This is a genomic window from Halostagnicola alkaliphila (assembly GCF_055379965.1).
The window spans coordinates 756,408-769,205 of the sequence record NZ_AP043826.1; the positions used below are offsets into that span (position 1 = coordinate 756,408).

A 12,798-nucleotide genomic window follows, 5' to 3' on the forward strand; every position below is an offset into this window, starting at 1 on the left:
TTTCGGCTGATTCGTTCTCTTTCAGTTTTCACGTTTATCGGCTCTCGAGCGTCAGCGCCGAGTCCTCGCCTCGTTCAGCGGACTTATTGGCGGACGGCCGGAAGTGCGGCCATGGAATTCGGAATTCGAGTCGCGACGCCGGGCGACGCTGGCGCGATTCGACGAATCTATGCACCGTTCTGCGAGGATTCGGCGGTGACGTTCGAGGAGGCCGTTCCCGCCAGAGCCGAAATGGTCGACCGAATCGAGGGGACGCTCGAGACCTATCCGTGGCTCGTCTGCGAGCGCGACGGCGAGGTCGTCGGCTACGCGTACGCGGGCAAGCTTCGCAAGCGTCGAGCCTACGAGTGGGTCGTCGAACTCTCCGTTTACGTCGACGACGACGCCCGTCGATCGGGCGTCGGCAGAGCGCTGTACGAGTCGCTGTTCGCTATTCTCGAGCGCCAGGGTGTCTACGATGCCTACGCCGTGACGACGCTTCCGAACCCGGCGACGGTTCGGTTTCACGAACGACTCGGTTTTGAGCGCTTCGCGGACTTTCCGCGGGTCGGCTACACGCAGGGCGAGTGGCACGACGTGCGGTGGTGGCGACGGGAAATCGCAGACAAACCCGAGAGTCCGTCCCGTCCCGATCCGTTCCCCGACGTTCGCGAGTCGGGCGAGTTGGACGAACTGCTCGATACCGGGAACCCCCATCTCGAGTTCGGGTATCAGGATGTAGCCAACTGATTTCGGCCTTTGGGACCTGACGCAGTCCAAAGCGATTTATCGGACCACCCCCTGGTATCTCCCATGAATCCATCGACGTGGCGGACCTATCTCGTCACCCAATCGTCGATTTCGGCCGGTCGATCGTCGCCCGAAATCGTCCGTGCCGCGATCGACGGCGGCATCGACGTCGTTCAGCTCCGAGACAAGGGACTCGAGACGCACGAGCGATACGAGATCGGCCTCGAGTGTCGGGAACTCACAGAGGCAGCCGAGGTCGATCTGATCGTCAACGATCGAGTCGACCTCGCGCGAGCGATCGACGCCGACGGCGTCCACCTGGGCCAGTCGGATCTCCCGGTCGCCGTCGCTCGAGACCTGCTCGGATCCGACGCGATAATCGGCTGTTCGGCCTCGACGCTCGAGGAGGCCGCGCGGGCCGAAGCCGACGGTGCGGATTACCTCGGCGTCGGCGCAGTGTACGGTACATCCTCGAAGGACGTCGAGGAGTCCAAAGACGGGATCGGCCACGATCGAATCCGCGAAATCGTCGACGCCGTGTCGATCCCGGTCGTGGGGATCGGGGGGATAACCGCCGAGAACGCGGCCCCCGTCGTCGAAGCCGGCGCTACGTGCGTCGCGGTCATCAGCGAGATCACGGCCGCCGACGACCCGAAAGCGGCGACCGAATCGCTCGCCGAGGCCGTCGAGGCGGGAAGGGCGGACGGCACCGAGACGAACGAGACCCCCGAAACGGCCGGGGAAACCGGAAAGACCGTGGACGACGGAGGGGTGGTACAATGACCGACTTCAGCTCGGTGACGGCCGAGGAACTCGAAGCGACACTCGAACAAATCGACGAGGCGGAGCCGCTCGTGCAGGCGCTGACGAATCAAGTGACGATGAACGACGTGGCGAATATCATCCTCCATTGGGGTGCGTTGCCCGTGATGGCAGACTCGTTCGGCGACGCCGGCGAGATGGCCGAAATTGCGGGCGCGATCCTCATCAACGCCGGCCAGATCGCGGACGACAACGTCGAAGCGATGCATGAGGCCGGTCGGATGGCTAACGACCGCGGAATCCCGGTCGTTCTCGACCCCGTCGGCGTCGGTTCCACGCCGTCGCGGGAAGCCGTCGCCGAGAGCCTCCTTTCGGAGGTCGATTTCGCCGTAATCAAGGGCAACTACGGCGAGATCAGCGCGCTCTCGGGCGTCGAAGCGGACGTCAAAGGCGTCGAATCCATCGGCGACTACGACGAGATCGACGAAACGGCCCGATCGCTCGCCGAGTCGACCGGCGCGACCGTCGTCGCCTCCGGCGTCGAGGATATCGTCGCGGACGCGGACGATGCGGTCTCCATCTCGGCCGGTCACGAAATGATGGGCGAGGTCGTCGGCACCGGTTGCATGCTCGGGGCGACCGTCGCCGCGTTCGCTGGCGCACTCGAGGACGACCGCGCGGCGGCGGTTCGAGGGACGCTCGCGTTCGGGCTCGCCGGGGAACGGGCGACCGACCTCGAGTACAACGGGCCCGCGAGCTACCGGACGAACTTCCTCGATTCCGTCGCCGGGCTCTCCGCCGAAGTCGTCGACGAGTTAGCACTCGAGGGGCGAGTAACCTCGATCGAGTAACAGTCGGGAGCCGTTTTCGTCCTCGCCGACAGTTTTCGGCATCGACTTGTCCAACAGCTATTGCGCTCGAGCGTGAACCTCGAACCGACACCAATGTCACGAACTGACCTCGAGAACGCGGCCGAATCGCTGGCCGATGCAGCCGACGCTGCCGGCAGCGGCGAAGCGCGTGAGCGCCTAGAGAAACAATCGAACCAACTCGAACAGCTCGCGACGGCCGATCGCGGCCCCGATCACGGTCGACTCGCCCGTCACGAACACATCATCACCGAAATCGCGGACGAGGAAGGCGGGGACGTTGCCGACCGCGCTGATGATGCTCTCGAGTCGATTCACGACTTCCGGGAAACGCTGGAAGGCGTCTGATCGACTCGGAGAACTGTCGATAGCTGCGATCAAATTAACAGACCGGCTTCGGGTTCGCGCCCATGGCCTCGAGATTCTCGACGTACTCGCCGTAGGCGGCTTCGATCGCTCCCGTTGCAGCTTCCTCGGCCCGATCCCAGTCGTCATCTCCGTCACAGACCGCCTCGAGCAGCTCGGTCACCCGCTCGAGTTGGTCATCTAAGTCGTCGCCAAAGTCGCGGAACAACTGCGCGCTCTGGGGATCCGCGTTCCCGACGAAGTAGCCGACGACCTGCTCTTTTGAGCGCTTGCTCGCGAGAATTCGTCCGGCGAACGCACCGGCTCGTGGTACCGTCGCCTCGAGCCCGCGGAGGTACTCGTGAAGTGCGGGAACGTCCTGAGGGTCGTACGCTTCGAGCTGTTCGGAGACGGTTTCGTAGTGTCCCCGCTCTTCGTCGGCGGTCGCCTCGAACGCCTCGCGCGCCAGGTCGTTCGATTCGTCCTCGGCCCACTCGCCGAACGTCTGCCACGCGGCGTACTCGGCGTCTGCGGTCGCCTCGAGGACGGGCTCGGTGTCGATATCGCCGTCCGTGGCGGCGTACAGTGACTTCGACGACCCGAGTCGGGACAGCGGCGTCTGGTTCGTCTCGCGAACGCGTTCGAGGAACGTGTCTGCATCGGTCATGGATCGTCCTACGTGCGGACTCGAGTTAGTAGTGTCGTGATCGAACCGTGATGGAGTTGCAGTGCGGTGCTATCGTGTCGACGACTCGGTGCGTTTTGCGCTGCGTGAAACAGCGGTTTTACGGCCCTTACTCCGCGGTATTCTCACCCTTCTACCGCTCATACTGACGGTAACAGGGCCATAACAATCACCAAACACGGACAGTCTCCGGATGAACAATGAAACGACGAACGTATCTCGCAACGACGGCAGGCATCGTCGCGCTCGCGGGCTGTGCGGGCTCGGGAGACGACCCGAACGGTGATGACGATCCGAACGGCGGTGACGACCCCAACGGCGGCGACGATCCGTCCGGAGACAACGGTGAGACAGGCGACGGCGAAACGTTCGACGATTTCGAGGATCTCGACTACTGGACGGAAGTCGAAGGCTCGCTCACGGCCGACGAGGATCGATCGCTCGTCGGTTCCCAGTCGGCCTTCCTCGAGGCGTCGGAATCCGAAAGCGGCGTCATGATCCGGCGCGAGTTCGATTCGCCGCAGGATTTCTCCGACGAAGTCCCAGGGCTCGCGGTCGCCTCCGATGACCTGCAGAATCCGATCATCCAGCTTACCGACGCCGACGGCGATCGGGTCGATTTCCGCGGCCGATCCGCGGCGGACATGCCGTTCATGCGGTACAACTTCGGTGTCGGCTCGATCGACGGCGACCCGGATCTCTCCGAAGTCGCTTCGATCCAGATCGCGGCCTGGACCGGCGACGAAAAGGAAAAGGAGTTCTGGTGTGACGATCTGTACTTCACGCCGCGTCCGGACACGGGCACGGTGATGGTCCAGTTCGACTACGGCTACGAAACGACCTACACCGAGGGGTTCCCGGTTCTCGAGGAGTACGACATCCCCGCGACGGCGTTCGTCAACACCGACTTCGTCGGCGGCGAGTCCCGGATGAGCCTGAGCGAACTCGAGGAACTGCACGACGCCGGGTGGACGATCGCCAGTCAGTCGGCGAACAACGGCGACCTGACCGACACGGACGATCCGTCCGCACAGATCGAATCCGCCGTCGAGTGGCTCGAGGATAACGGCTTCGAGGACGGTGCTGGCTACTTCGCCTATCCGCTCGGAAACTTCGACGAAGACGCCGTAGAAGCTGCGGGAGACAATCACGACCTCTGTTTCGCGAGCGGCTACGGTGCCGGCGGACAGCTCACCAACACCAAACTCTGTCCGCGCGTCGGCGATCCGGACCCGGACGACGCACGAGACTTACTCGAGTGGACCGCGGAGATGAACGGCCTCACGACGCTTTACTACCACGAGCTAGAGGACGACCTTCTCGAGTCGTTCGAGGAAACGATGTCCGATCTCAGCGAGATGGAAGCAGACGGCGACCTCGAGGTCGTTCTCCCCGGTGACGTCGAAGAAGCGTACGTGCTCTAGGGATTCGTATCAAGAACGCAAATTCGGGTAGTGAAGTGCGTCGACACCGTGTCTCGAGAAATCGGCGACCGAGATCGAATCAGACCCGGTTTGACGTCGCTGAGGAACGAGCGTTCGAGGTTCCCTGTTTGTCACGCTCCGCCTCGAGGGCTGGTTCGGCAGTGACGCCCAGTGGTGCCGTTCTGTCGGTCGTCCTTGAGTTAGTCGTTGACCTTGCCTTTCTCGAGGCGAACTCCTTCACTCCGCGCTCACGGCTCTCGCCGTTCGCACATACCGAGGACTCCTTAACAGTCGTCCTCGCGTCAGTCGTCAGCTTCGCCCGCTCCGCGGTTCCCTACCGGTCACCGCTTCGCCTCGAGGCTTCGTTCCCGTTGGTCACTCAGCTTCGCCCGCTCCGCGGTTCCCTACCGGTCACCGCTTCGCCTCGAGGCTTCGTTCCCGTTGGTCACTCAGCTTCGCCCGCTCCGCGGTTCCCTACCGGTCACCGCTTCGCCTCGAGGCTTCGTTCCCGTTGGTCACTCAGCTTCGCCCGCTCCGCGGTTCCCTACCGGTCACCGCTTCGCCTCGAGGCTTCGTTCCCGTTGGTCACTCAGCTTCGCCCGCTCCGCGGTTCCCTACCGGTCACCGCTTCGCCTCGAGGCTTCGTTCCCGTTGGTCACTCAGCTTCGCCCGCTCCGCGGTTCCCTACCGGTCACCGCTTCGCCTCGAGGCTTCGTTCCCGTTGGTCACTCAGCTTCGCCCGCTCCGCGGTTCCCTACCGGTCACCGCTTCGCCTCGAGGCTTCGTTCCCGTTGGTCACTCAGCTTCGCCCGCTCCGCGGTTCCCTACCGGTCACCGCTTCGCCTCGAGGCTTCGTTCCCGTTGGTCACTCAGCTTCGCCCGCTCCGCGGTTCCCTACCGGTCACCGCTTCGCCTCGAGGCTTCGTTCCCGTTGGTCACTCAGCTTCGCCCGCTCCGCGGTTCCCTACCGGTCACCGCTTCGCCTCGAGGCTTCGTTCCCGTTGGTCACTCAGCTTCGCCCGCTCCGCGGTTCCCTACCGGTCACCGCTTCGCCTCGAGGCTTCGTTCCCGTTGGTCACTCAGCTTCGCCCGCTCCGCGGTTCCCTACCGGTCACCGCTTCGCCTCGAGGCTTCGTTCCCGTTGGTCACTCAGCTTCGCCCGCTCCGCGGTTCCCTACCGGTCACCGCTTCGCCTCGAGGCTTCGTTCCCGTTGGTCACTCAGCTTCGCCCGCTCCGCGGTTCCCTACCGGTCACCGCTTCGCCTCGAGGCTTCGTTCCCGTTGGTCACTCAGCTTCGCCCGCTCCGCGGTTCCCTACCGGTCACCGCTTCGCCTCGAGGCTTCGTTCCCGTTGGTCACTCAGCTTCGCCCGCTCCGCGGTTCCCTACCGGTCACCGCTTCGCCTCGAGGCTTCGTTCCCGTTGGTCACTCAGCTTCGCCCGCTCCGCGGTTCCCTACCGGTCACCGCTTCGCCTCGAGGCTTCGTTCCCGTTGGTCACTCAGCTTCGCCCGCTCCGCGGTTCCCTACCGGTCACCGCTTCGCCTCGAGGCTTCGTTCCCGTTGGTCACTCAGCCTCGCCTCTCACGGGTCACTTCGTTCCCCGTTCGACTCTACGAGGCGAACTCCTTCACACCGTTCAGTCGTCCGCCTCGCCTGTCTCTACCGGCGCATTCACAAGATTACCCCACTCGGTCCAGGATCCGTCGTAGTTGACGGTGTCCTCGTAGCCGAGCAGTTCGTGCAGCGCAAACCACGCAACCGAGGAGCGCTCGCCGATTCGGCAGTAGGCGACGGTCGTTTCGTCGCCGTCGATGCCCTTCTCGGCGTAGAGTTCCTCGAGTTCCTCGGGACTCTTGAACAGCCCGTCGTCGTCCGTGACGGCCGCCCAGGAGATGTTCTGCGCGCCGGGGACGTGGCCGCCGCGCTGGGCCGTCTCCTGGAGCCCTGGGGGCGCGAGGATCTCGCCGCGGAACTCTTCGGGCGATCGAACGTCGACGAGCGGAACGCCGCGCTCGATCGCGTTTTCGACGTCTTCGCGGTAGGCGCGGATGCTCTCGCGCGGACCGGCGGCGTCGTACTCGACTTCCGAGAAGTCGGGCTCCTCGTCGGTCGTCGGATAGTCGTTCTCGAGCCAGTACTCTCGGCCGCCGTCGAGCAGGTAGACCTCGTCGTGGCCGTAGTACTTGAACTGCCAGTAGGTGTAGGCGGCGAACCAGTTCGAGTTGTCGCCGTACAGGACGACGGTCGAATCCTCGGTGATGCCGTGGTTTCCGAGGAGCTCTTCGAAGTCCTCCTTCTCGAGGATGTCTCGTCGCGTCTGGTCTTGCAGTTGGGTTTCCCAGTTAAACCCAATCGCGCCGGGTGCGTGTGCGTCGTCGTAAGCTTCCGTATCGACGTCGACCTCGACCAGTCGAAGCTCCGGATCGTCGCTCTCGAACTCATCGAGTCGTTCTTCGACCCAATCAGCCGTTACGAGCACGTCGTTGGCGTAATCTGTTGCCATGAAAATACCTTGGAGCGAGAACCACATAGAACCCCGTCTAACCGGACAATGCGGTCACAGCTTCACTTTTCCGGATAATATTACTCCTTGTTTCTGAGGGCGTTGACCCCTTCGAAGCGGAAACGGCACGTAGTGGAGTTCTGCTGCGAGTTCTAACGTTTCTTACGTGGATTTCACGAGCGCTCCCAACGGATGGCGGAAACATTTGCCACCACCTCGGCACCCACGAGAGCGGTGCCGGAATCGGTGCCCTCTCGAGTCTCCGACGACATGGAAAAGCCAATGGATAATTCGCTCGTCGTTTCGCCGGAGTGGCTCGCAGAGCACCTCGAGGATCCAACTGTCCGCTCCGTAGATGTTCGGGACGCCTGGGAGTTCGACGGTATCGGGCACGTTCCGGGCGCGACGAATATCCCCTTCGACAGCTACCGCGACGGGTCGAACGACGAACCCGGGACCCTCCCCGGCGCGGAGGCGTTCGCTGGTCTGCTCGAGGAGGCTGGGATCGAATCCGAGGATACGCTCGTCGCGTACGACGACATGCACGGCGTCTTCGCCGCCCGATTCGTCCTGACCGCACACGTCTACGGCCACGGGGACGTTCGGCTTCTCGACGGCGATTTCAGCGCTTGGAGCCGCGAGTACGAGACGACGAGCGAGACGGCCGAACACGAGCCCTCGAGCTACGCGCCCGAGCCGCTAACCGACGAGGAGAGCCCGCTGATCGACCTCGGGGGTGTGGAGGCGGCGCTCGAGTGCGACGCACTATTCATCGATACGCGCGAGCGTGACGAATTCGCGGAAGCCCACCTCCCCGGCGCGGTTCGGTTTGACTGGCGGGAGGTCGTCGACGACGAGACGCGGCGGCTAAAGCCCGAAGACGAACTCGAGGACCTGCTCGCCGACCACGACATTACGCCCGACCGCGAAATCGTCCTCTACTGTAACACGGCTCGGCGAATCAGCCACACCTACGTCGTCCTCCGGGCGCTGGGCTACGAAGATCTCGCGTTCTACGAGGGGAGCCTCGCGGAGTGGATCGCGGCGGACGGTGCAATCGAGAGCGGTGGAGCATAGAGCGTCGTCGAAACCACGGAACGAGAACGACCACCCTCGACCCCTGCAGATGCAACCCTCCCGAGTTTTGCGTTCGCGTTCGTTACCTGAGCCGTACCCATGACAGAATCTGGTAATCGAACGGACGCGCTGAAGAAAGCGAGCACCGTTACGACGGTAATCGACGCGATGATGGAATTTGGAAAGGGTCGACGCTCGAGCGGTCTCCTGTTGCTCGGTGCCGCGGCCCTTTCGTCGCGCATTCCCGGCGTGGGGACCGCCGCTTCACTCGCGCTTCGAGCGTATCGCCGATTCCGGTGAGGATCGTCCCCTCACGTCCGGCGTTTCTGGTTCTACTCGGTCGAAACCCGCGTTCGGAGGCGCTTTCTCGGCAACTGTGATCGATGCTTCTGGCTATGATGAGTGGGCAGATGTCGTCGATGAAGCATACTACAAAGGGTTATGAGTGAGTCACGTCAACTCTCTATATGATTTCTCGTGACACGACCGTTCACGTTGCTGCCGTCCTTTCGGGTTTCGGCGTTCTGGCGGGAGTCGAATACTTCGGGATCGGCCCGGAAACCGGTCCGGCACCGGTAGCGGTATTCCTGCTCTTCTACGGGTTCGTCTTCGGCGGTGCACACCTCTATCTCGCGATCCGCGGCGAGGACGGAATGGTCCCGGTCGAGGCGCGCTGGCGATACCTCGCGATGCTGGTCGTCCTCCTCGGCGGCGGGGTGGCGTTCTTCTACGGCGGCGATCGAACCGTCGGTTCGCTCGAGCTCACAACGCTCGGTACCGCCATTATCGTCGGGACGTTGATCGTCTACTTCCTGACCGAGTCCGTCGCCGGGTATCGAGCATCGCGCGGGGAGTAACGTAATGGTTGACTCGGCGAACTCGTCTCCCTCATCGTCATCGACCACCTCGTGCCTGGACCGGAGATGCAGTCGACGCGTCGTTCCCGTCCGATTTCTTCGTCGTTGTCGAACGAATTCTCGGTGACGTTGACGGCCCGCCTCGGCGAACTCTGGGAGGAAGAACAGGGATAGCTCCGTTAACTTTGCTTGCTTTCACTCACGTCTCGCCAGTCCGGCGTCGTCGAGTACGGCCTCGAGGCGACCTCGTCGAACGCCGACACCACGACCTCGTTCAACGCCGGGTGGACGTGAACCGTCTCGGCGATATCCGATACCGTTCCCTCGCCACGCTGGACGACGACGGCGACCTCGTGGATCAGCGTCGAGGCTTGCGGACCGACGATATGACAGCCCAAAATTTCGCCGTCGGAACCCGCGAGTACCTTTACGAGCCCGTCGTCGGCCTCGAGGATCAGTCCCATCGGCGCGGTGCCGTAGGAAACCGTCGCCGAGTCGTACTCTCGATTCTCGTCCTCGAGTTCCGATTCCGTCTTCCCCAGACTCGCGACCTGCGGCGACGTGAAAACGGCGTGGGGAACGCCCGTGTAGTCGACCGCACGCGACTCGTCGCCCAGCACGTTCGCTGCGACGATTTCGCTCTCGTAGTCCGCGACGTGTTTGAACGGGAACTCGCCGGTGACATCTCCGAGCGCCCAGATTCCGTCCACATCGGTCTCGAGCCCCTCGTCGACCGGTATCGATCCGTCCTCGGCCGCCTCGAGGCCAGTTTCTTCCAAATCGAGCGTGTCCGTGTTGGGTCGTCTCCCGGCCGCGACGAGGAGGTCGTCAGCCTCGAGTTCCTCCGTTGGGCCCCCGTCGTCTCCGCCGTCGGCCGGTTCGATGGTGACCGAGACCCCCCCGTTTCGACTCGAGACGGCCGTCGCCTCGAACCCGGTGTAGAGTTCGCAGTAGCGCTCGAGCGAATCGGTCACGACGGCGCTAATGTCGTCGTCCTCTCGAGGCACGACCCGATCGCTTCGTCCGACGATCGACACCTCGGTGCCGAGCGCGCCGAAGAAGTAACCGAGTTCGGCTGCGATGTAGCCGCCGCCGACGATGACGAGCCGTTCGGGTTGCTCATCGAGGTACAACGCGTCATCGCTGGTCAGGTACTCGAGGTCCTCGAGGCCGTCTATCGGCGGCTCTGTCGGTCTCGATCCGACGGCGATGATTACGTTTTCGCCCCGAATTCGGTGGCTCTCGGTATCGCTGCTATCGTCGACGATTTCAACGGTTCGCTCGTCGACGAACCGCCCCGCCGACTCATAGAGGGTGACGCGTTCGTTCGCCTCGAGACTCTCGCGTTGTCGATCCGCCTTTCCGAAAACGGCTTCGTGGATCGCATCGGTGATCTCCTCGTAGGCGACGTCGTGGACTTCGGCGTCGATTCCAAAGTGATCTGCGCAGTGAATCTCCTTGAGGATCTCCGCTCGGTGGATGAGCGCCTTCGAGGGAATACAGCCTCTGGTGATGCAGGCCCCGCCGAGCGGGCCGGGCTCGAGGACGGCCGCCTCGAGGCCGTCGTCGGCCGCCGCCGTCGCGACTTGCGAGCCCGAGCCCCCACCGAGGACGACGATGTCGTACTCTTCCATGGATGGTTCTTGACTACGAGCAGGTGCAAATAAGTGAAGCCTGCCGTTTGGGTCGAAAGCGGCCCGGCTCACTCGAGGAGTCGACCTGACTACAGCCAGCCGCTATCGTCGTCCGTCTCTCCCTCGCGGTACGTCTCGAGCGACGCGGCGAGGTTCTCGAGGGCCGCCTCCTCGGTCTGCCCCTGGCTCGAGATACCGGTTTCTTCGTCCTCTGCGATGAAGAGGTCGTTCTCGACTGTCACGGTGATCGACTCGTCATCCGAGAGATCGCTCGCGTCTCGAGGGTCGCCTGTCATACCCGAAGCTATCGCTGGCGGCGTCAAATATCTGCTGACAACGGGTTCCCGACCGAGTGTGGATTAGCTCTGGCTGCACGAAATCACGTCCGGCCCGGATCACAGTTATTTGCCACTCCGTATCCCTGTCTCGAGCATGGAGCGCGTTTCCATCGACGAGGTCGAGCCCACCCCCTACGACGACTGTCACTCGGATCGGCGCGCGTTAGCCGACCCGTTGGGAACGTCCAACGTCGCGATCACCCACCTCGAGCCCGGCGAACGATTCAGCGGCTCGATCCACACGCACATGGATCAAGAAGAAGTGTTTCTCGTCCTCGAGGGGACCGTGACGTTCGAACTCGCGCGGTCTCGCCGGAGTTCGAACGGAGAGGATGGGGATGGTCACTCGGGTAACGGAAACGAAATCACCGTCGACGCTGGCGAAGCGATTCGGTTCGCTCCGGGCGAATTCCAGTCCGGGAAAAACGACGCCGACGAGCCGGTCGTCGCGTTCGCGCTGGGCGCGCCGAAGGAGAGCGAAGACGTGCGAATTTCTCGAATTCCGACCCTTGGAGGGAGGGATATCGGGTGTCCCGAGTGCGAACTCGAGCACATGCGGATCTCGTCGGGAACCGAATCGGAACTCGTCTGTCCCGGGTGTGGCGCGATGATGGACGTTGAGTAAGTGGGTTCTCGAGTCGTTTTGCTCGCTGAATACCCGACGATCGGAGAGAACAGGAGTCAGTGAACGGTACGGTGTGTCTGTGCGTGTAGCTATTCGTCGCGGAACGTCCCTACGGTAAATTCAGTTTCCCACTGCGGGCGTTCTGGCCCCGGCATCTCGTCGACGAGATCTCGCAGCTCGGCCATCGTCGTCCAGGGGTGGCACTGATTCATCGCCTCAAACCGTTTGAAGAAGCTTAGGTGGACCCAGCTATATTCGGCGGGCGCCTCGTCAATGTCGTTTTGACGCTCTTTGATGATGTCTGTAAGTTCTCTCTCGGTGATGTCGACGCCTTCCTCTCGCGCTGCTGTCAGCAGTGATGCGATTTCCGCTTTCTTTATCTTGGCGACCCTCTGTTTACTATCGATATGATCGAATTCAGCGTAGTAGACCGCCAGAGCAGCTTGGATGACGTTTTCTCGCGTCTCCAGGCTATCGCGGGTGAGGCCAGTATAGTCACGCGGCAACACGAACGTCTTGTTCACGAAGAGTGCTCTGACAACCCCGAGCTCCGGACTCTCCCCACCGCTTTCCTTCTCATAGACGCCAGCGATGTAATCTGCTGCCTCACCGAGGAGGTTGATCTTGATGTCGAATTCGGGGACAACTTCGGTATCCAAGTCGATCGTATCTCCGAGAACGATTGATTCAGCGTTCGTTGGCATGTTGAGGCAGTTAGCGAACTCTCGAAGGCGTCGTCCGTATGCACTGCGGTAGCTACCAAGAATCAGGTAGCTACTATCGGCTTGCTCGAACCGGGGGAGTTCTTCGTTCATATACCGGACGACTTCGTGGTAGTCTCCCTGCGGTGGGGAGCTAACCCCCTCGAAAATTCGGTCGACAGCCCGGTAGATGGCGTGAGAATTGCGCGGAACCCCTGGACCGTTCATATCTTTGACTACAAACGTGT

General features: G+C 62.6%; 14 protein-coding genes. 9 read left to right on the forward strand and 5 right to left on the reverse strand.

The genetic code is table 11. From position 1 onward, the window contains the following. Window positions 1-111: 111 nt before the first annotated feature. From ACZ5C7_RS08885 to ACZ5C7_RS08900, 4 genes are all read left to right on the forward strand, one after another. Window positions 112-729: an N-acetyltransferase family protein gene (locus ACZ5C7_RS08885; protein ID WP_464375971.1), complete on the forward strand. Its 618-nt coding sequence runs from the start codon at window positions 112-114 to the stop codon at window positions 727-729. A 63-nt stretch (window positions 730-792) separates the two neighbouring features. Then, entirely contained in the window at window positions 793-1,512 is a 720-nt protein-coding gene (thiE, locus tag ACZ5C7_RS08890) for a thiamine phosphate synthase (RefSeq protein WP_464375972.1), read from the forward strand. Continuing rightward, window positions 1,509-2,342 (forward strand): hydroxyethylthiazole kinase, encoded by an 834-nt coding sequence (gene thiM, locus ACZ5C7_RS08895; RefSeq protein WP_464375973.1) that lies wholly within the window; start codon window positions 1,509-1,511, stop codon window positions 2,340-2,342. The genes thiE and thiM overlap by 4 nt, the downstream gene beginning before the upstream one ends. Before the next feature lie 93 nt (window positions 2,343-2,435). Then, window positions 2,436-2,708, forward strand: coding sequence for a DUF7553 family protein (locus tag ACZ5C7_RS08900; RefSeq protein WP_464375974.1), 273 nt, complete (start codon window positions 2,436-2,438; stop codon window positions 2,706-2,708). A gap of 34 nt (window positions 2,709-2,742) precedes the next feature. On the opposite strand, the gene ACZ5C7_RS08905 is transcribed toward ACZ5C7_RS08900, so the two are convergent. Then, window positions 2,743-3,372, reverse strand: coding sequence for a rubrerythrin family protein (locus ACZ5C7_RS08905; protein WP_464375975.1), 630 nt, complete (start codon window positions 3,370-3,372; stop codon window positions 2,743-2,745). 218 nt (window positions 3,373-3,590) lie between these two features. Here ACZ5C7_RS08905 and ACZ5C7_RS08910 point away from each other — a divergent pair, with 218 nt between their 5' ends. Further along, the gene (locus ACZ5C7_RS08910) at window positions 3,591-4,814 is read left to right on the forward strand and encodes a polysaccharide deacetylase family protein (protein ID WP_464375976.1); all 1,224 of its coding nucleotides are present in this window, start codon (window positions 3,591-3,593) and stop codon (window positions 4,812-4,814) included. Between the two features lie 1,637 nt (window positions 4,815-6,451). On the opposite strand, the gene ACZ5C7_RS08915 is transcribed toward ACZ5C7_RS08910, so the two are convergent. Continuing rightward, entirely contained in the window at window positions 6,452-7,318 is an 867-nt protein-coding gene (locus ACZ5C7_RS08915) for a sulfurtransferase (RefSeq protein ID WP_464375977.1), read from the reverse strand. A gap of 282 nt (window positions 7,319-7,600) precedes the next feature. Here ACZ5C7_RS08915 and ACZ5C7_RS08920 point away from each other — a divergent pair, with 282 nt between their 5' ends. The 3 genes from ACZ5C7_RS08920 to ACZ5C7_RS08930 all read left to right on the forward strand — a co-directional run bounded on the left by ACZ5C7_RS08920 (window position 7,601) and on the right by ACZ5C7_RS08930 (window position 9,252). After that, window positions 7,601-8,395 carry a sulfurtransferase gene (locus ACZ5C7_RS08920; protein WP_464375978.1) on the forward strand — a complete coding sequence of 265 codons (795 nt, stop codon included), beginning with the start codon at window positions 7,601-7,603 and terminating at the stop codon, window positions 8,393-8,395. Window positions 8,396-8,494: 99 nt separating this feature from the next. After that, complete coding sequence (locus ACZ5C7_RS08925) at window positions 8,495-8,695, forward strand: hypothetical protein (RefSeq protein ID WP_464375979.1); 201 nt, start codon at window positions 8,495-8,497, stop codon at window positions 8,693-8,695. Between the two features lie 167 nt (window positions 8,696-8,862). Further along, window positions 8,863-9,252, forward strand: a complete 390-nt coding sequence (locus ACZ5C7_RS08930) for a hypothetical protein (RefSeq protein WP_464375980.1) — start codon at window positions 8,863-8,865, stop codon at window positions 9,250-9,252. A 179-nt stretch (window positions 9,253-9,431) separates the two neighbouring features. On the opposite strand, the gene ACZ5C7_RS08935 is transcribed toward ACZ5C7_RS08930, so the two are convergent. After that, the gene (locus tag ACZ5C7_RS08935) at window positions 9,432-10,886 is read right to left on the reverse strand and encodes a dihydrolipoyl dehydrogenase family protein (protein ID WP_464375981.1); all 1,455 of its coding nucleotides are present in this window, start codon (window positions 10,884-10,886) and stop codon (window positions 9,432-9,434) included. A gap of 89 nt (window positions 10,887-10,975) precedes the next feature. Then, window positions 10,976-11,182: a type II toxin-antitoxin system HicB family antitoxin gene (locus ACZ5C7_RS08940; protein WP_464375982.1), complete on the reverse strand. Its 207-nt coding sequence runs from the start codon at window positions 11,180-11,182 to the stop codon at window positions 10,976-10,978. Window positions 11,183-11,318: 136 nt separating this feature from the next. Here ACZ5C7_RS08940 and ACZ5C7_RS08945 point away from each other — a divergent pair, with 136 nt between their 5' ends. Continuing rightward, window positions 11,319-11,849: a cupin domain-containing protein gene (locus ACZ5C7_RS08945; RefSeq protein WP_464375983.1), complete on the forward strand. Its 531-nt coding sequence runs from the start codon at window positions 11,319-11,321 to the stop codon at window positions 11,847-11,849. 89 nt (window positions 11,850-11,938) lie between these two features. On the opposite strand, the gene ACZ5C7_RS08950 is transcribed toward ACZ5C7_RS08945, so the two are convergent. Next, window positions 11,939-12,778, reverse strand: a complete 840-nt coding sequence (locus tag ACZ5C7_RS08950; protein ID WP_464375984.1) for a hypothetical protein — start codon at window positions 12,776-12,778, stop codon at window positions 11,939-11,941. Between the last annotated feature and the right edge of the window lie 20 nt (window positions 12,779-12,798).